The organism is Allobosea sp. RIT-PG3_2, from assembly GCF_057321085.1.
In genome coordinates this window covers 146,829-165,022 of record NZ_JBXWCA010000005.1, presented here as the reverse complement: position 1 = coordinate 165,022, position 18,194 = coordinate 146,829, and the positions used below count along the sequence as shown (strand labels likewise).

Annotated in this window: 18 protein-coding genes; 3 read left to right on the top strand and 15 right to left on the bottom strand. The window is 67.5% G+C overall.

All coding sequences use genetic code 11. The features are described 5' to 3' along the window. The first annotated feature begins 113 nt into the window (after window positions 1-113). Both trmFO and AC2FAN_RS16500 read left to right on the top strand, forming a co-directional pair. Window positions 114-1,535 carry a methylenetetrahydrofolate--tRNA-(uracil(54)-C(5))-methyltransferase (FADH(2)-oxidizing) TrmFO gene (gene trmFO, locus AC2FAN_RS16505; protein WP_485175420.1) on the top strand — a complete coding sequence of 474 codons (1,422 nt, stop codon included), beginning with the start codon at window positions 114-116 and terminating at the stop codon, window positions 1,533-1,535. A gap of 123 nt (window positions 1,536-1,658) precedes the next feature. Next, entirely contained in the window at window positions 1,659-2,972 is a 1,314-nt protein-coding gene (locus tag AC2FAN_RS16500) for an MFS transporter (protein WP_476805683.1), read from the top strand. Window positions 2,973-2,993: 21 nt separating this feature from the next. Here AC2FAN_RS16500 and AC2FAN_RS16495 read toward each other — a convergent pair whose 3' ends face one another. The 5 genes from AC2FAN_RS16495 to yajC all read right to left on the bottom strand — a co-directional run bounded on the left by AC2FAN_RS16495 (window position 2,994) and on the right by yajC (window position 7,434). After that, the gene (locus AC2FAN_RS16495; RefSeq protein ID WP_265053674.1) at window positions 2,994-3,881 is read right to left on the bottom strand and encodes a phytoene/squalene synthase family protein; all 888 of its coding nucleotides are present in this window, start codon (window positions 3,879-3,881) and stop codon (window positions 2,994-2,996) included. Between the two features lie 117 nt (window positions 3,882-3,998). Then, on the bottom strand, window positions 3,999-4,376 hold the full coding sequence (locus AC2FAN_RS16490) for an Mth938-like domain-containing protein (protein WP_485175418.1): 378 nt from the start codon (window positions 4,374-4,376) through the stop codon (window positions 3,999-4,001). A gap of 9 nt (window positions 4,377-4,385) precedes the next feature. Beyond that, on the bottom strand, window positions 4,386-5,345 hold the full coding sequence (secF, locus tag AC2FAN_RS16485; RefSeq protein ID WP_476805727.1) for a protein translocase subunit SecF: 960 nt from the start codon (window positions 5,343-5,345) through the stop codon (window positions 4,386-4,388). A gap of 33 nt (window positions 5,346-5,378) precedes the next feature. After that, a complete protein-coding gene (gene secD, locus AC2FAN_RS16480) occupies window positions 5,379-6,989 on the bottom strand; it encodes a protein translocase subunit SecD (RefSeq protein WP_476805684.1) in 1,611 nt (536 codons plus the stop codon). A gap of 169 nt (window positions 6,990-7,158) precedes the next feature. Beyond that, window positions 7,159-7,434 (bottom strand): preprotein translocase subunit YajC, encoded by a 276-nt coding sequence (gene yajC / locus AC2FAN_RS16475; protein WP_265054837.1) that lies wholly within the window; start codon window positions 7,432-7,434, stop codon window positions 7,159-7,161. Between the two features lie 326 nt (window positions 7,435-7,760). On the opposite strand from yajC, the gene AC2FAN_RS16470 reads away from it, so the two are divergent. Further along, window positions 7,761-8,648 (top strand): ATP-binding protein, encoded by an 888-nt coding sequence (locus AC2FAN_RS16470; protein ID WP_485175415.1) that lies wholly within the window; start codon window positions 7,761-7,763, stop codon window positions 8,646-8,648. A gap of 387 nt (window positions 8,649-9,035) precedes the next feature. Here AC2FAN_RS16470 and AC2FAN_RS16465 read toward each other — a convergent pair whose 3' ends face one another. From AC2FAN_RS16465 to AC2FAN_RS16420, 10 genes are all read right to left on the bottom strand, one after another. Beyond that, the gene (locus tag AC2FAN_RS16465) at window positions 9,036-10,388 is read right to left on the bottom strand and encodes a peptidoglycan DD-metalloendopeptidase family protein (RefSeq protein ID WP_485175414.1); all 1,353 of its coding nucleotides are present in this window, start codon (window positions 10,386-10,388) and stop codon (window positions 9,036-9,038) included. A gap of 167 nt (window positions 10,389-10,555) precedes the next feature. Further along, complete coding sequence (locus AC2FAN_RS16460; RefSeq protein WP_265053679.1) at window positions 10,556-11,218, bottom strand: protein-L-isoaspartate O-methyltransferase family protein; 663 nt, start codon at window positions 11,216-11,218, stop codon at window positions 10,556-10,558. A gap of 19 nt (window positions 11,219-11,237) precedes the next feature. Further along, window positions 11,238-11,999, bottom strand: coding sequence for a 5'/3'-nucleotidase SurE (gene surE / locus AC2FAN_RS16455; protein WP_476805687.1), 762 nt, complete (start codon window positions 11,997-11,999; stop codon window positions 11,238-11,240). Between the two features lies 1 nt (window position 12,000). Then, entirely contained in the window at window positions 12,001-13,302 is a 1,302-nt protein-coding gene (gene serS / locus AC2FAN_RS16450) for a serine--tRNA ligase (RefSeq protein ID WP_485175411.1), read from the bottom strand. A gap of 202 nt (window positions 13,303-13,504) precedes the next feature. Then, window positions 13,505-14,317 carry a twin-arginine translocase subunit TatC gene (tatC, locus tag AC2FAN_RS16445; RefSeq protein WP_485175409.1) on the bottom strand — a complete coding sequence of 271 codons (813 nt, stop codon included), beginning with the start codon at window positions 14,315-14,317 and terminating at the stop codon, window positions 13,505-13,507. Further along, entirely contained in the window at window positions 14,314-15,012 is a 699-nt protein-coding gene (gene tatB, locus AC2FAN_RS16440; protein WP_485175407.1) for a Sec-independent protein translocase protein TatB, read from the bottom strand. The genes tatC and tatB overlap by 4 nt, the downstream gene beginning before the upstream one ends. A gap of 44 nt (window positions 15,013-15,056) precedes the next feature. Next, entirely contained in the window at window positions 15,057-15,302 is a 246-nt protein-coding gene (locus AC2FAN_RS16435; protein WP_476805690.1) for a twin-arginine translocase TatA/TatE family subunit, read from the bottom strand. An 80-nt stretch (window positions 15,303-15,382) separates the two neighbouring features. Next, window positions 15,383-16,423 (bottom strand): ABC transporter ATP-binding protein, encoded by a 1,041-nt coding sequence (locus AC2FAN_RS16430; RefSeq protein ID WP_485175688.1) that lies wholly within the window; start codon window positions 16,421-16,423, stop codon window positions 15,383-15,385. 233 nt (window positions 16,424-16,656) lie between these two features. Further along, complete coding sequence (gene scpB / locus AC2FAN_RS16425) at window positions 16,657-17,358, bottom strand: SMC-Scp complex subunit ScpB (protein WP_485175405.1); 702 nt, start codon at window positions 17,356-17,358, stop codon at window positions 16,657-16,659. Further along, entirely contained in the window at window positions 17,355-18,185 is an 831-nt protein-coding gene (locus tag AC2FAN_RS16420; protein ID WP_265053687.1) for a segregation and condensation protein A, read from the bottom strand. Before AC2FAN_RS16420 ends, scpB begins: the two co-directional genes overlap by 4 nt. Between the last annotated feature and the right edge of the window lie 9 nt (window positions 18,186-18,194).

Sequence of the window (18,194 nt, the reverse complement as noted above, 5' to 3'; positions counted from 1 at the left end):
TCCCCTCCCCTCGAGCTTCGGTCGAAGAGCGAATGCCCGCCTCACGGCGGGCATTTTGCATTTCTGGGTGCCTTTCCCTTGACCTGCGTCCCCGCTGCGGACACATCGCAGCCATGGAAACCCCAGCAGTTCAACCCGTACACATCATCGGCGGCGGGCTCGCCGGCTCCGAAGCCGCCTGGCAGGTCGCAGAGGCTGGCGTCCCGGTCGTCATCCACGAGATGCGCCCCGAGCGCGGCACCGACGCCCACAAGACTGAAGGACTGGCCGAGCTCGTCTGCTCCAACTCCTTCCGCTCCGACGATTCGTCGAGCAATGCCGTCGGCCAGCTTCATTGGGAGATGCGCCGGCTCGGCTCCCTGATCATGGCCAAGGGCGACGCCCATCAGGTACCCGCGGGCGGCGCGCTCGCCGTCGACCGCGACGGCTTCTCCCAGGCCGTCACCGCCGCGCTGGAGGCGCACCCGCTCGTCACCATCGCGCGCGGCGAGATCTCCGGGCTGCCGCCGGCCGACTGGAGCAATGTGATCGTCGCCACCGGCCCGCTCACCTCGCCCGCGCTCGCACAGGGCCTGCAGTCGCTGACATCGGAGGATTCGCTCGCCTTCTTCGATGCGATCGCGCCGATCGTCCATTTCGAGTCGGTCGACATGGACCAGGCCTGGTTCCAGTCGCGCTACGACAAGGCCGGGCCCGGCGGCACCGGCGCCGACTATATCAACTGCCCGCTCGACCGCGACCAGTACGAGGCCTTCATCGACGCGCTGCTCGCCGCCGAGAAGACCGAGTTCAAGGAGTGGGAGGGCACGCCCTATTTCGACGGCTGCCTGCCGATCGAAGTGATGGCCGAGCGCGGCCGCGAGACGCTGCGCTGGGGTCCGATGAAGCCGGTCGGCCTGACCAACAAGCACAACCCGACCGTGAAGGCCTATGCCGTGGTGCAGCTCCGGCAAGACAATGCGCTCGGCACGCTGTTCAACATGACCGGCTTCCAGACCAAGCTGAAATATGGCGAGCAGGCCGCGATCTTCCGGATGATTCCCGGTCTGCAGAACGCCGAGTTCGCGCGGCTGGGCGGCATTCACCGCAACACCTATCTCAACTCGCCGAAGCTGCTCGATGCGGCCCTGCGCCTGAAGGCCGATCCGCGCCTGCGCTTCGCCGGCCAGATCACCGGCTGCGAGGGCTATGTCGAGAGCGCGGCGACCGGCCTGCTCGCCGGCCGGATGGCGGCGGCGGAACGGCTCGGCCGCGAACTGCCGCTGCCGCCTGCCACGACGGCGCTGGGCGCGCTCGTCAACCACATCACCGGCGGCCACATCGTCACGATCGACGAGGGGCCGCGTTCCTTCCAGCCGATGAACATCAATTTCGGGCTGTTCCCGCATATCGAAGGCGTTGCCAAAACTGGCCCGGACGGCAAGCGCCTGAAGGGCCCGGCCAAGAGCCTCGCGCGCAAGCAGGCGCTGACGGCGCGGGCCAAGACCGAGATGGAACGCTGGGTTTCCAGCCTGGCGGAATCAGCCGCGGCCTGAGCCACGCCATGCGTCCAGCGGACGGCGCAAAAGGTTCCGCATGGGCGCCACGCCTTCCCGGCATGGGTCGCTCCGGAATTGTCGACTAACAGGTCTCCAAGAATATCTGGAGGCCCTAGGACGATGGTAACGACAACGACGGCCGGCCGCGCGAGCGCGAGCCCGGCCAGCATCCGCAAGGCGGTGACCGCGGCGACGGTCGGCACCGTGATCGAGTGGTACGATTACGCGCTCTACGGCGCGGCCTCGGGCCTGATCATCAACAAGCTGTTCTTTCCCAACCTGTCGCCGGTCGCCGGCGTGCTCGCCGCCTTCGCCACCTTCGCGGTCGGCTATTTCGCCCGCCCGGTCGGCGGCATCGTCATCGCCCATATCGGCGACAAGTTCGGCCGCAAGCCGGCACTGATCCTGACCATCGCCCTGATGGGCCTCGCCACTGTCGGCATGGGCCTGCTGCCAACCTATGGGCAGATCGGCGCGTTGGCGCCGGTCCTGCTCGTGCTGATGCGGCTGATCCAGGGTTTCGGTGCCGGCGCGGAGCTGGCGGGCGCGATCGTGCTCGTCGCCGAGTATGCCCCGCCGAACCGGCGTGCCTTCTATACCGGCCTGCCCAACGCCGCGACGCTGGTCGGCATCATGCTGGCCACGCTGTCCTTCCTCTTCATCTCCTACCTGCCGGAAGAGACGCTGCTGGGCTGGGCCTGGCGCGTGCCCTTCCTGCTTTCGGGCGTGCTCTTCCTCGTCGCGCTCTATATCCGCAAGCATCTCGACGAGACGCCCGAATATGTCGAGGCCATGGCCCGCGCCGAGGAGCGCAAGCACGAGCAGCAGGTCCCGATCGGCCAGCTCTTCCGCGAAAGCCCGAAGGAAGTGCTGTTCGGCTTCCTGTCGGTCACCGGCCACAACGCCAACGCCTATATCCTCTCGACCTTCTCGCTGAGCTACATGACCAACACGGTCGGCATGGCTCGCTCGGACGGCCTGATCGCCGTCACCATCGGCTCGCTCTTCGGCATCATCGGCGTGCCCTTCCTCGGCACGCTCGCGGACAGGATCGGCAGCGCCAAGGTCTATATGGGCGGCGCGCTCTTCGTGCTGCTGCTGGCCTATCCGCTGTTCCTGATGCTCGACACCGGCAGCCTGTTCTGGTCGGCGGTCGGCATCAGCCTCGGCTACGGCATCGGCTTCGGCGCCATGGCCGGCGCGCAGGGCGCGTTCCTCGCGAACCTGTTCCCGACGCGCTACCGCTTCTCGGGGCTGGCGATGTCGCGTGAACTGAACGGCGTCCTCGTCGCCGGACCCACGCCGTTCATCGCGGCCACGCTGGTCGCTGCCGCCGACGGCAAGCCGATCTATGTCGCGGCCTATCTGATGGCTTGCTGCGCGCTGACGATCATCGCCGTGCTGACGATCCAGCACCGCTCGGTCCACGAATAAGGGACAAGAAAGGCGGTGCGGTCAGCGCGACCGTGCCGCCCGCCAAAGCACCCACTGCCGGCGCCAGGCCGGCAGGGTTATGATGGTGCGGTAGGGATCGTACCCCCCGGCTTCCATCCGCTTGAGATAGGGTTCCACCAGCGCGACGGGCAGGAAGGCCGGCTTCAGCGCCGGCGGAATCGTCTCGCGCAGGCTGGTGAGCTTCTTGAGGTGGCCGCGGGCGATCTCGCGCAACTCCTTGAGCGTGTAGAGCACGCCCGGCCCGCCACGCCCGCGCACGATGTCGTCGCGCGTCACGCCGTTGCGGGTCAGGATGTCGGCCGGCAGATAGACCTGCCCCTCCGCCGCATGCCAGGGGAAGGCGCGCATCAGCCCGGTCAGCGCATAGGCGACGCCGGCATGGCCGCAGGCCGTCGCTCCGCCCGGGTCGCGCCCGCCCGCCAGAATGATGCTGGCAAGCCGAAACAACGCGCTCGCGGTCTCCCCCGCATAGCCTTCCAGGTCTCGCAGCGAAGGCATCGGGTCGTCGTAGATGTCGAAGATGCGCGCATCGATCAGCGCCGTCAGCGGCGCAATCGGCAGGCGGTAGCGCTTGACGGTGTCGAGCAGCGCGGCAGCTACCGGATGCGCCTGCGACTCGCCGGCCGGCTCGCCCTCGAGCACATCGCGCCACCATTGCAGCCTGACCTCGCCCGGCAGCGGCTCGCTGACCAGCGCCCGCACCCGCGCGATCTCAAGGCTGAAGGCGTAAAGCGCGAACAGCGCCGCCCGCCGATCCTCCGGCGCGTAGAGGCCGGCGATATAGCGATCCTGATCCTGCTCGCGCACCAGCGCGGCGCAATGGGCATAGGCCTCCGGCAGGCGCGCCGGCGCGGTTTCCCTGCGGTCGTCGGTCTCGGTCTGCGGCATGGTCCCGCCTCGGCCCGTCATCACTCGCTCCCGGCCCTCGCCCAGTTTAGGCCAAGCACGGCATCGCCGCTACGCACCACTTACATGGCTGGCTTACAAGATTGCCGGCAGGCCGTACTAGTCGACCGCGATCAACGCCGCGGCAACACGCCGGTCCTCGCCGACCAGGACATTGTAGGTCCGGGCGGCTGCACCTGTCGCCATACCCTCGACCGTGATCCCGGCCTGCTTCAGCGGATCACGCAGAGCGGGCGGAATGAAGGCGATATCGGCGCCTGTCCCGATCAGCAGGAAGTCGATGCCCTCTGCCTCGTCCAGCACCGACTGCAGGCTCTCGACCGTCACCTCGGAAAAACGCGTCACCGGCCAGATGCGGATGCCGGCCGGCGTCGCGATGACCGAGCCCTTGTGGCTCATCTCCGCGAAGCGGAAGCCGCCGGCTCCGATCGCGTCGAGCGGAAAGCGGCCGGGAACGAAGCCGTCGAAGCGCGGCATCGGCCGCGATCAGGCCTTGGCCTTGGCGGCCGCAGCCTTCGTGCGCGCGGCCTCCTGCGCCTCCTCGCGGGCGCCGGCCGAGCGGACGTCCATGTAGAGCAGCACCGGCGTCGAGATGAACATCGCCGAATAGGTGCAGACCACGACGCCGAACAGCATGACCAGCGCGAAGCCCTCGATCGCCGAGCCGCCGAACAGCACCAGCGCCAGCAGCGACAGGAAGGTCGTCGTCGCCGTCATCGCCGTGCGCGACAGCGTCGAGTTGACCGAGAGGTCGAGCAGTTCGGCGATCGGCATCGTCTTGTAGCGGCGCAGCAATTCGCGCGTGCGGTCGAACACCACGACCGTCTCGTTCAGCGAGTAGCCGACGATGGTCAGGATCGCCGCAATCGAGGTCAGGTTGAATTCGAGCTGCGTGATCAGGAAGAAGCCGATGGTCAGCACGATGTCGTGCAGCGTGCCGAGGATCGCACCGATCGCCAGCGGCATCTCGAATCGGAACCAGAGATAGATCAGCACGCCGACGATCGCGAGCACGACGCCGAGCGTGCCGGCCTGCACCAGCTCGCCCGAAACGCGCGGGCCGACGGTCTCGACACGGCGGAAATCATAGTTCGAGGCGAAGGCCTCGCGCGCCTTGACGACGACCGCCTGCTGCGCGGTCTCGCCGCCCGGCTGCATGCCGAAGCGCATCGAGACTTCGCCGGCGGCGCCGAACTCCTGCACCTCCGCCTCGCCGAAGCCGAGCCCGTTGGCGGTGTGGCGGATTTGCGCGATGTCGATGGCGCCCGCCTTCGACTGCATCTCGATCAGCGTGCCGCCCTTGAAGTCGATGCCGAAATTCAGGCCGACTGTCAGGAACAGCGTGATCACCAGGATCGAATAGGCGGCCGAGAGCGGATAGCTGAAGCGGCGGAACCAGACGAATTTGAAGCGGGTGTTGTCGGGGACGATACGAAGCAGGCGCATGCGCATGGCCAATCTCCTGAGGGGTTGGCAGCGTCAGAACGGAAGGTGCTTGGGCTTGGCCCAGCGATACCAGAGCGCGATCAGCATCCGCGTCAGCGTCACCGCCGTGATGACGGTGGTGAGGATGCCGAGGATGAACACGACCGCGAAGCCGCGCACCGGGCCGGAGCCGAGCGAGAACAGCGCCACCGCTGCGATCAGCATGGTGACATTGGAGTCGATGATCGTCGCGAAGGCGCGCTGGAAGCCGGCTTCGAGTGCCGAGACCAGGCTGCGGCCCTGATGCTCCTCCTCACGCATGCGCTCATAGATCAGCACGTTGGAGTCGACGGCCGTGCCGATGGTAAGCACGATGCCGGCGATGCCGGGCAGCGTCATCGTCGCGCCGAGGAACGACATCAGGCCGAAGATCAGGCCGACATGGACGACCAGCGCGATGCTCGCGATCATGCCGAAGATGCCGTAGGTCGCGAGCATGTAGATCACTACCAGCACGGTCGCGATCAGCGTCGCCATCTTGCCGGCCTGGATCGAGTCGGCGCCGAGGCCAGGGCCGACGGTCCGCTCTTCCACGATCGTCATCTTGGCGGGCAGCGCGCCGGCGCGCAGCAGGATCGCGAGGTTGTTGACCTGCTCGACCGTGAAGTTGCCTGAGATCTGGCCGGAGCCGCCGGTGATCGGCGACTGGATGACGGGCGAGGAGATCACCTTGTTATCGAGCACGATCGCCAGCGGGCGGCCGAGATTCTCGGTGGTGATCTGGCCGAAGCGCTGGGCGCCGCGGATGTTGAAGCGGAAGTTCACGATCGGCGTACCGGAGCGCGAATCGAAGGCCGGCTGCGCATCGATCAGGTCGGCGCCGTCGACCGAGGGCTGGCGCAGCACCGGGACGGGCTGGCCGCCGGCATCCTGCGACGGCAGCATGTCGACATCGCTGCTGCTCGCTTCGCCGACGAGCCGGAATTCGAGCTTGGCGGTATCGCCGAGGATTTGCTTCAGGCGCTGCGGGTCCTGCAGGCCCGGCACCTGCACCAAGATGCGGTCGAGGCCCTGGCGCTGGATGTTCGGCTCCGTCGTGCCGAGCGCGTCGACGCGCCGGCGCAGAACCTCCATCGCTTGCTCGACCGCGCGGCGGATGCGCTCGTTCGAGCCGGCTTCCGTCACGGTGAGCTGGACCAGCCCGTCAGGCTGCTCGGTGATGGCGATCGACTGGTTGCCCGACGGCCCGAAGGCACCGAGCGTGCCGACCGGCTGGGCGAGCTCGCGCAGCTTCGGCAGCACGCGGGCCCGCTCGGCGGCGTCGGGGATACGGACCTGCACGCCGCGCGTCGTCGTCTGGATGCCGCCCTGGAAGCTGGCGCGCTCCTCGCGCAGGATGCGGCGGACATCGTCGCGCAGCTGCGTCACCTGGCTGCGCACCAGTTCTGCACGATCGATTTCCAGCAGGACGTGCGAGCCGCCCTGCAGATCGAGCCCGAGCACCACCGCATGGATCGGCAGGAAGGCGCGCGGAATCCAGGCCGGCGCGTTGTCGGCGATGGCCTTGCGCGTCTCCGCCGAGAACAGGTTCGGCACGGCGAGCCCGCAGCCGACGATCAGCACGAGCAGGACGAGAATGACCTTGCGGGCCTGGAGACGAAGCATCTGCGTGAACAGCCTTGTTGTCGTGCCTTGGAGCATGTTCCGCAAAAGTGGAAATCACTTCAGCGGTGAGACCATGCTCGGCTTTTGATCCTGCGCGGATTTTCTCGTTCTGCTGACAGCCGAACGAAAATGCGCGCCAGGCCCCTCGAGGGGCCCAGCCGTCATATTCTCAGCTCTTGACCGGCTCGCTCTTGGAGCGGACGTCCTGGATCATGCTCCGGACGATGCGCACGCGCACGCCATCGGCGATCTCGGCTTCGAGTTCGCCGTCGTCGACCACCTTCGACACTTTCGCGATCAAGCCGCCGGAGGTCACGATCGTGTCGCCGCGGCGCACGTTCTTGATCATCTCCTGATGGGTCTTGGCCCGGCGCTGCTGCGGCCGGATGATCAGGAACCACATGATGACGAAGATGAGGAGGAACGGCACGAGCTGGATCAGCATGTCGGTGCCGCCACCGGCTCCTGTCGCCTGGGCGAAAGCGGGGGTAATCACTGAAGGACTCCTCTGGAACGACGACGCAGCACGCCGCCGGCCGCAAGACACGGCAAAAGCATCGTCTGGCCGGAAAATCGCGCGGACTATAGCCAGCGACGCTGTGAAATCAATCGGACGTACCCAGTCTCCCAGACACGGCTCCTCACCTATGGGCTTGCTGCCATTCGCGCAATGCCTCTTGCGCTCGATCCACGACGCGGTTTAGCTAGCCGCAGTAACCGTACCGGACGTTACGGTACGGTTGGAAGCGACGAAGCGAAGGCGCCAGTGCCATGACCGATACGACCCTATCCGCCCCCGACCAGACCCTGGCGACGCTGCTGCGGATCGCCGATGCGCTGGAGCGCATCGCCCCGCCGCCGCGCAAGGCCGCCGATCTCAAGGCCGCCGATGCCTTCGTCTGGCACGCAGCGGGCTCCGAGCTCGTGCCGGTGCCGAAGGTCAACCGCGTCGCGCTCTCGCTGCTGCGCGGCGTCGACCGCGTGCGCGACACGCTGGCCGAGAACACCGAGCGCTTCGCCAAGGGCCTGCCGGCCAACAACGTGCTCCTCTGGGGTGCGCGCGGCATGGGCAAGTCCTCCCTGGTCAAGGCCGTGCACGCCGACACCAACCTTCACCTCGCCAAGAGCGAGCTGCCGCTGAAGCTGATCGAGATCCACCGCGAGGACATCGAGAGCCTGCCGGCGCTGATGGGCCAGCTGCGTGCCGATGCCCATCGCGCCATCGTCTTCTGCGACGATCTGTCCTTCGACAGCGACGACACGTCCTACAAGTCGCTGAAGGCGGTGCTCGACGGTGGCGTCGAGGGGCGCCCGGAGAACGTCGTGTTTTATGCGACCTCGAATCGCCGCCACCTGCTGCCGCGCGACATGATGGACAACGAGCGCTCGACCTCGATCAATCCGGGCGAGGCGATCGAGGAGAAGGTCTCGCTCTCGGACCGCTTCGGGCTCTGGCTCGGCTTCCACAAATGCAGCCAGGACGAGTATCTGGAGATGATCAACGGCTATGCCGGTCATTTCGGGCTCGACGTCGCGCCCGACGAACTGCGCCGCGACGCGCTCGAATGGGCGACGACCCGCGGCTCGCGCTCCGGCCGCACCGCCTGGCAATACATCCAGGACCTCGCCGGCCGGCTGGGTCGGAAGCTCGAGGGCTGAGCCCCCGTGAGGTCTTAGCCGCTGGTCGACGCCTTCGGCGCATTCCCGGACGGACCAACGGCCGAGCCCTACGGCATGCTGATTTTTCGCGGAGCTACGCCGTCATCCCGGGCTTGACCCGGGAGCCATGCCAGAGCCTGTCCGAACGAGGTTCAGGCATGGTCCGGGATCTCCGCTTCGCTGCGTCAGGGATCACCAGCGCTTCTATGAAGATGCAGCGCGCTCCAAGAAACTCGCTCAGGAGATGCTCGGATCGAGCCCGAGCATGACGGTGGCGCAAAGAACAAGAACGGGGCGGCCCTTTCTGGGGCCGCCCCGTTCCTTTTTCGATCGGGAGGGTCTCGCGAACCGATCGAAATTTGAAACTCTGGTCGCTTCGAATCCGGCTCAGTTGTTCAGATAAGGCGTCGGATCGACCGGGCTGGAGCCCTTGCGCAGTTCGAAATGCAGCTGTGGCGAGGAGACGTTGCCGGTCTGGCCGGAATTCGCCACCACCTGGCCGCGCTTGACGGTGTCGCCGCGCTTCACCTTCAGCTCGCCGTTATGGGCATAGGCCGAGACGTAGCCGTTTGGGTGGCGGATCAGCACCAGGTTGCCGTAGCCCTTCAGCTCGCTGCCGGCATAGGCGACGGTGCCGCCCTCGGCCGCCTTGACCGGCGTGCCCTCGGGAACCGCGATGTTGATGCCCTCATTGCTGCCCTTGGTATAGCCGGAGATCACGCGGCCGCGCGCCGGCCAGCGGAAATCCGCCTTGTCGGCCGAGGAACCCGCTTCCTCTTCCTGCTTCGGCAGGCTGGCGGTGGTCTTGGGCTCGGCCACAGGCTCCGCCCGCGGGATCGCGGCCGGCTTCGGCTCGGTGGCAGGCGCGCTCGCCACCACGGTCGGCTTAACCGGCGCAGGCGCAGCGGTCTTCACAGGCTGCGGAGCGGGGGCAGGCTTCGCCTCGGCGACGGGCTTGGTGGCGGGCACCGCAGGGCTGGCCTTGCGGGCGTCGGCCTTGGCCTTCGCCTCGGCAGCGAAACGGGCACGCGATTCGCGCATCGCCTGGGCATCGGCGGCCGCCTTGGTCTTGGCCTCAGTGGCGGCAGCGGCCTTCGCCTCGGCAGCGGCCTTGGCCTGAGCCTTCGGATCGACGGCCGGAGCGGGCTGGCGGGACGGGGCCGGCCCGGCGACGAAGCGCTGCGACGTGGCCGGAGCCTGCGCAACCTGGGGAGCCGGCGCGGAAGGCGCAGCCGAAGCCGAGCCACCGCCGGCATTGTAGACCGGGATCATGATGCGGGTGCCGGGCGTGACATTGGCGCTGCTGAGCCCGTTTGCGGACATGATCGCCGCACGGGGCACGCCGTAGCGCGACGAGATCATGTCGAGGCTTTCGCCCTGGGCGAGCACGATCGGCGTACCGCCCTGCGCCGACCAGCCGGCAGCGCTGCCGGAGACTGCCTGCGGCGGCGCGGCGCTCAGCGCGACGGCCGATTGCGGGGGCGGCAGGGGCTGCGCCCTCACGACCGGCGAAGACGCGACCGGCTGCAGCGGCGCGCTGGCGGACCGGCCGATCGAGCCGGTGGTCGCCGGGTCGCGTGCCGGAGCAGGCGCCTGCGCCGTCCTGAACGGATTGTCGAAGGGGGTTTCGGTGAAGCGCATCGTGTCCGAGGAACAGGCGCTGACACCGACGGCAAGCAGGCAGACCGTCGACAGGCGGCGGAATGCGCGATGATTGATCGATTCGGCTTGGCTACGCATGAACAGAGTACTCGCGAACGACGCAACTCGATGGGAGCCATTAAAGTCCCGTTGAGGTTACGAAAGCGTTTCGCTCGCGAAGCCGTCTTCACTTTTTTGGATTTTCCGGCGGAAGCCACCGGCGCCCATCATGCTCCTGCAAGGCAGCTCGGTTGCCCGGCAGAACCTCAAAGCGCGCGGGAAATCCCCGGCGTCAGCGGCGGCAGGCGCAGAACCGGCCCGGTCGCGTGGTCGAATTGCCCGTCATCGAGCCGCGTGACCACGACGCGCCGCGCCACGCCCTCGATGCGCAAGGCGCCGACGAGCCGCCCGCCATTGGACAGCCGCATCAGCAGCGCCTCCGGCACCGCATGGGTAACGCCGTTGACGAGGATGCGGTCGAAGCGGCCGAGCGTGCGGTCGGGCTGGAAGCCGTCGGCATGGCGCAGATCGATCATCTTGCCGAAGCCGCTCGCACTGACGCGCTCATGCGCGGCAAGCGCGAGCGAGCGATAGCGTTCCAGCGAAACCACCTCGCCGCCCAGTGCCGCGAGCAGCGCCGAGACATAGCCGGAGCCGGTGCCGACTTCGAGGACGCGCGCGCCCGTCTGCATGTCGAGCGCGCCGAGCAGATTCGCGACGGTGTAGGGCGCCGTCATCGTCTGTCCGCAGGGCAGCGGCACCGAAACGTCCTCGCGCGCCAGATCGGCGAAGCGCGCGGGGGCGAAACGATCGCGCGGCACCCGCTCCATCGCGCGCAGCAGGGGCAGATCGCGCACGCCCCGCGCCCTGAGCGACAGCAGGAAGGCAACGGTGCGCTCGCCCTCGCTGGCCGGCGCCTCTTCGCTCATGTCCCCTCCCCGCCGCCTCTCAGGCGAAGACTTGAGCGAAGCGCGTCAGCGTCGGCTCATGCGTCAGGTCGAGTTCGAGCGGAGTGATCGAGATGCGGTTCTCGGCCATGGCGCGCAGGTCGGTGCCGTTCGCCGGCTCCTTGCGGGAGCGCTGGAAGGCGATCCAGTAATAGGGATTGCCGCGCCCGTCCTTGCGGGGTTCGAGCTTGACCAGTTCCTGGTCGCGCCGGCCCTGCACCGTGACGGAGACGCCCTTCACTTCGCCCGGCCCGACATTCGGGAAGTTCAGGTTGAAGAGCACGTCCTCCGGAATGCCTTCCTCCAGCAGCCGGCGGATGATGCCGGGCGCGTGGTGCTCGGCGCAGTCCCAATGGATCACGTCGCGATTGCCCGGCATATAGGCCTGGCTGATCGCAATCGAGGGAATGCCGAGCAGAGTGCCCTCCATCGCCGCAGCGATCGTGCCGGAATAGGTCACGTCCTCGGCGACGTTCGAGCCGCGGTTGACGCCCGAGAGCACGAGATCGGGCTTCGCCTCGGCCAGGATCGAGCGCGCGGCCATGATGACGCAATCGGTCGGCGTGCCCGCCACGGCGAAGCGCCTGTCGCTGATCTGGCGCAGCCTGAGCGGGTTCGACAGCGACAGCGAATGCGCAACGCCGGACTGGTCGCTTTCCGGCGCCACGACCCAGACGTCATCCGAGAGCTGGCGCGCGATCCGCTCCAGCACCTCGAGGCCTTCGGCATGAATGCCGTCGTCGTTGGTCACAAGGATACGCATATCAGGCAGCCTTCTCGATCTTCGTCACGCCGCGCATATAAGGCACCAGCACGTCGGGCACGGTGATCGAGCCGTCGGCGTTCTGGTAATTCTCCATCACCGCGATCAGCGCGCGGCCAACCGCCGTGCCCGAACCGTTGAGGGTGTGCACGAAGAACGGCCCCTTGCCGTCCTTGGTCTTGTAGCGGGCATTCATCCGCCGCGCCTGGAAATCGCCGCAGACCGAGCAGGACGAGATCTCGCGATAGGTCTTCTGCCCGGGCAACCAGGCCTCGATGTCCCAGGTCTTCTGCGAGGCGAAGCCCATATCGCCGGTGCACAGCGTCATCACGCGATAATGCAGGTCGAGCTTCTTCAGCACCGCCTCGGCACAGGCGAGCATGCGCTCATGCTCCTCCCGCGACTTCTCCGGCGCCGTGATCGAGACGAGCTCGACCTTCTCGAACTGGTGCTGGCGCAGCATGCCGCGCGTATCGCGCCCGGCCGAGCCTGCTTCCGACCGGAAGCAGGGCGTGAGCGCGGTGAATCGCAAAGGCAGCTCTTCCTCGGAAAGGATTGATTCCCTTGCGAGATTGGTCAGCGGCACCTCGGCGGTCGGGATCAGCCAATGCTCATCGCCGGCGCGGAACTGGTCGTCGCGGAACTTCGGCAGCTGCGCCGTGCCGAACATGGCGTCGTCGCGCACCAGCAGCGGCGGATTCACCTCGGTGTAGCCGTGCTCCTCGGTGTGCACATCCAGCATGAACTGCCCGATCGCGCGCGAGAGCCGCGCGATCTGGTTCTGCAGCACCACGAAGCGCGAGCCGGAAAGCTTCGCCGCCTTCTCGAAATCCATCTGGCCGAGCGCTTCGCCGAGCTCGAAATGCTGCTTGGGGTCGTTGATGCCCCTGAGTAGCCCGCGCTCCTCCGGCTTCACGCCATGGACATGCGACACGACGTTGCCGTGCTCGTCGGCACCATCCGGCACATCGTCGAAAGGCACATTCGGAATCGCCGCGAGCGTCTCGTCGAGCGCCTCCTTGGCTGCCTTCTCCTCGGCTTCGAGTGCCGGCTGCTCTTCCTTGAGCGCCGCGACCTCGGCCTTGAGCTGGTTGGCGAGCGCGACATCCTTCGCGCCCATCGCCTTGCCGATCTCCTTGGAGAGCGCGTTGCGGCGTTCCTGCACGCCTTGAGCCTTCGCGATAGCCGAGCGGCGGACATCGTCGAGCGCGAGCAGCGACGACGACAGCGGCTCCAGGCCCCGTCGCGTCAAGCCTCCATCGAACGCCGCGGCGTTCTCGCGAATCCATCTGATGTCGTACATCGTCGTCCGGCCATGCATCGCTGCGGAATACAGCGCAGGATGCTCTAGACCGGGACGACGCGCGAGGGAACCACTCTCGTCGGCGTTGCGTACGGTTCTCCCGTCATGGTCGGGCTTGTCCCGACCATCCACGTATTCGTCGCTGACGAGCAGCGCTCAAGACATGGATGCTCGCCACGAGGGCGAGCATGACAACAGCGCCCTATTCCGCTGCCTCGTCTTCGGCCTTTACCGCCGCGCCCTTCTTCTCCACCCGGCGCACTGAGAAGATCGAGAGCTCGTAGAGCAGCAGCATCGGCACGGCCAGCATGAGCTGCGAGATCACGTCCGGCGGGGTCAGCACCGCCGCCACGACGAAGACGAAGACGATGGCGTAGCGGCGCTTGTCCTTGAGGAACTGCGAATCGATGATGCCCGCCTGCCCCAGCAGCGTCAGGATCACCGGCAGCTGGAAGGCGACGCCGAAGGCGAAGATCAGCGTCATGATCAGCGATAGATATTCGCTGACCTTCGGCAGGAGGGCGATGCCGGCCTGCGTCTCGGTCGCGGCCTGCTGCATGCCGAGCGAGAACTTCATCAGCACCGGCATGGCGAAGAAGAACACCAGCGCCGCACCGAGCGTGAAGAACACCGGCGTCGCCACGAGATAGGGCGCGAAGGCCGATTTCTCGTTCTTGTAGAGGCCGGGCGCCACGAATTTGTAGACCTGCGTCGCGATCACCGGGAAGGCGAAGAAGCCGGCACCGAAGGCCGCGACCTTGATGTGCGTGAACAGCAGCTCGAGCGGGCCGGTATAGATCAGCTGCGCGTTGGCGGCGCTGCCGGCGGCCCAGACATAGGGCAGCACGAGGATGTTGTAGATCTGCGTCGAGAACCCGAAGCAGATGAAGAACATGATCAGGAAAGCGATCAGCGACTTGATCAGCCGCGAGCGCAGCTCGATCAAATGCTCGATGAGCGGTGCGCGCGAGGCTTCGATCTCGTCTTCGCCATCGCGAGGATTGGCGACGCTCATGCAGAAGTCTCCTCGCCCTTGGCGGTCTTGCGCTTGCGGGCAGGCTTGGCAGCTTCGACTACGGGCTCGGCAGGTGCCGCAGCAGCGCTCGCGGTCTTGGGCTTGCGCGCAGCCTTTGCCACCTTCACCGGCTCGGCAGCGACGGCGCTTTCAACCGGCGCAGAAGCCTTGGCGGAACGGGGGCGGGCAGGCTTGGCGACAATCGGCTCGGCAGGAGCGGGCTCGACCACGGGAGCAGGCGCAGGTGGCGCCTCAGCGACAGGCGCAGCCTCCACCTTGGCCTTGCGCACCCGCTTCGGCTTCTGCGTTTCCGGGGCAATCTCGACCGGCGGCAGCGGACCCGGCGGGGGCAGCGAAGCGAGCTTGGCCTCGGCCTCCTTCAGAGCGGCATCGTCCGGCTTCGCGGCATCGGTTTTCGAAGCCTCGAAATCCTTGATCGGATCGATCGGCTTGAAGTCGTTGTTCAGCGCGCTCGACACCGATCCGCCGACATCCTCGACCTGCTTCTTCAGATCGGCGAGCTCGGCCTCGCGCATCGCCTCGTTGAACTGCCCCTGGAACTCCGACGCCATGCGCCGGACCCGGCCGATCGTCTGGCCGACCGTGCGCAGGGCTTTGGGCAGATCCTTGGGGCCGATCACGACGAGCGCGACTGCGCCGATCAGCACCATTTCGCTCCAGGCGATGTCGAACATCGACGGCTCGTCCTCTCAGGCTACGCCGTTGCAGCGCAGCGGCATCAGGCCTTGTTCTCGGCCTTGGCCTGAGTCTGCGCGGCCGCGTTGCTGGCCTGCGTGTGGTCGATCACCTTGGGATCGACATTGGTCGCGCTCGGCGCCGGCTCGTCATCCTCCGCCATGCCCTTCTTGAACGATTTGATGCCCTTGGCGACATCGCCCATCAGCTCGGACACCTTGCCGCGCCCGAAGAGCAGCATCACGATGACGCCGACGACGATCCAATGCCAAATGCTCACGCCACCCATGGCGAACTCCTCCGAAATTGCTCCGACCGGGGGCCGTCCCCAACCAAGTCCTGACCCGGTCGATTGCTCGGCGGCGGAACCTATTGATCCGCCGCGGGAAACACAAGGACTTCGTCCGACGGAATCTCGACCCCGACCTCGTCGCCCACCTCGATCTCGTCCGACAGCGGCGCGCGCACCGAAAGCGCCCGGTCGAAGCCTTCGATCGCGACCAGCAGGTGATCGACCTCGCCAAGGAAGCGCCGCGCCACCAGCCGGCCCGGCAGATAATAGCCCTTCGGCACGATCCGGACCCGGTGCGGCCGGATGCAGACGATCGCCTCCTCGCCATCAGCCAGCCCGGGCGCCGCAAAGCGGCCGAACGCCGTATCGATCGCCCCGCCGGAAACGCGGCCCTCGATCTCGGTAAAATCGCAGAAAAATCGGGCGGCAAAGAGGCTGCCGGGCCTCCGGTAGAGCTCCTCGCCCGTGCCGACCTGGACGATGCGCCCGGCCCGCATCAGCACGATCCGGTCGGCGATGCGCATCGCATCCTCGGGATCATGCGTCACGATAATCGAGGTGGCGCCGGTTTCCTCCAGCAGCGCCGCGGTCTCGTCGCGCACCACGTCGCGCAGGCGCCGGTCGAGATTGGAGAAGGGCTCGTCCATCAGCAGCACGCCCGGCCGCGGCGCGATGGCGCGTGCCAGCGCCACGCGTTGCTGCTCGCCGCCGGACAGCATATGCGGATAGGCCCCGTAGAAATCGGCGAGTCCGACGCGCTCGAGCGCCCTGAGGGCCGTGGCCTCCGCCGTCGCAGCGCTCCGGCCACGCAAGCCGAAGCGGACATTCTCGCCCACGGTCAGATGCGGGAACAGCGCATAATCCTGAAAGACGAAGCCGACGCCGCGATGCTCCGGCTCGACGAAATTCGCGGGCGCCGAAACGTCCCGCCCTTCCAGCAGCACCCTGCCCGCACTCGGCCGTTCGACACCGGCTGCAAGCCTCAGCAGCGTCGTCTTGCCGCAGCCCGACTGGCCGAGCAGCGCGACGATCTCACCGGGTTTGACGGCAAGCGAGACATCGGAGAGCGCCGTCACCGCGCCGAAGCGCTGCGTCACGCCCTCAAAACCGAGCGCCATCGGAATCGCGGCGCCGGCCGTCCCGCGCCGGCCCCAGCCGAGCCATCCCGCTTTGATGTCGCTGCGCGCCAATCCCTGTCCCACCTTTCACAAACCGCGCCGTCATCCCGGACGCAGCGAAGCGGAGATCCGGGATCCATCGCTGAGCTCCGGAGTCCTGCGATAACCCCGAATCGGCGCGGCTTCGCGGCTGTCCGGGATGACGGCCAGTGCGGAAAGCCCTCCGCGCTTGCTCAACCGTCCTGTTGCGGTCCGCCCTCGCCATCGTCAAGCGGGCTGAATAGATCGCCGAGCGGGTCCTCGTCGTCGCGCAAGCCAGGATCATCGTCCGGCACGGGCATGGTGAGGTCCCGCGTCAGCTGGCCCTCGATGAAGCCCGTGCCTTTCAGCTCCTCCAGCCCGGGCAGATCGTCGATACGATCCAGCCCGAAATGGTCGAGGAAGCCCGGCGTCGTGCCGTAGGTGACCGGGCGCCCCGGCGAACGGCGACGTCCGCGCAGACGCACCCAGCCGGCTTCCAGCAGGATGTCGAGCGTGCCCTTGGCGGTGGCCACGCCCCGTATCTCCTCGATCTCGGCGCGTGTCACCGGCTGATGATAGGCGATGATCGAGAGCACCTCGAGCGCGGCGCGGGAGAGTCTGCGTGGCGGCTCGGCCTCGGCCGCGAGCAGGTAGCCGAGGTCCGGCGCCGTACGGAAGGCCCAGCCGCCCGCGACCTGCCGCAGATTGACGCCGCGCGTGGCATAGGCCTCCGCGAGCCGGGCCATCACCTGCTCGACCACGATGCCGGCCGGGACCGATCGGGCCAGCACTTCCGCCGACAATGGCAATGCCGAGGCGAAGAGCAGCGCCTCGACGATGCGCAGCGCCTGGGCGAAAGCCTCCGCCCCGCCGCCATCCTCCTCCTCGATGGTCTCGGCCGTCGCACGCGTCATGACGCATCCCGGCCGGCGAAAGGCAGGATCGCCGGCCGCTCCGAGCGGCGGCGCACCTGGATCGGCGCGAAGGCCTCGTCCTGCCGCAGGTCGAGCACCCCTTCCCTGACCATTTCGAGCATCGCCGACAGGGCCGAGGCGCGCACCGTCGCCCGCATCTCCCGCACCGGCAGGCCCTGCGCCGCCATGTAATGCGTCAGATAGCCGTCGAGCTCGGTCCAGTCCCCGGCCTCGCCGATCAGGCGCTGCAGCGCCTCACGCGCCTCGACCAGCGACCAGACGACGCGATGGCCGACCGAGATATGCCCCTGCACCCGCTTCTGACGCTGCTGTGCATAGGCCGCGAGCAGATCGTAGAGCTCGGCCTCCCAAACCGGCCGCGCGCCCGCAACGATGTCCTCGGGCGCGCCGCGGGCGAACACGTCCTGCCCCAGCCGCTCGCGCGCGGCGAGCTTGCGGGCGGCGGCGCGGATCGCCTCCAGCCGGCGCAGGCGCAGCGCCAGCGCGGTCGCGAGGTCCGCCGCGCTCGGTTCCTCGCCCTTCGGCGGCTCCGGCAGCAGCAGACGCGACTTCAGATAGGCGAGCCAGGCCGCCATCACGAGATAGTCGGCCGCGAGTTCGAGCCTCAGCGCCCGCGCCTCCTCGACGAAGGCGAGGTACTGCTCCGCTAGCGCCAGGATCGAGATGCGATGGAGGTCGACCTTCTGGCGCCGTGCGAGATCGAGCAGCAGATCGAGCGGCCCTTCATAGCCATCGACATCGACGACGAGCGAGGGCTCGCCCGCGCGCCGGCCGTTATCCTCCTCGAATGGCAATTCGGCCGTCATCTGAGGCCC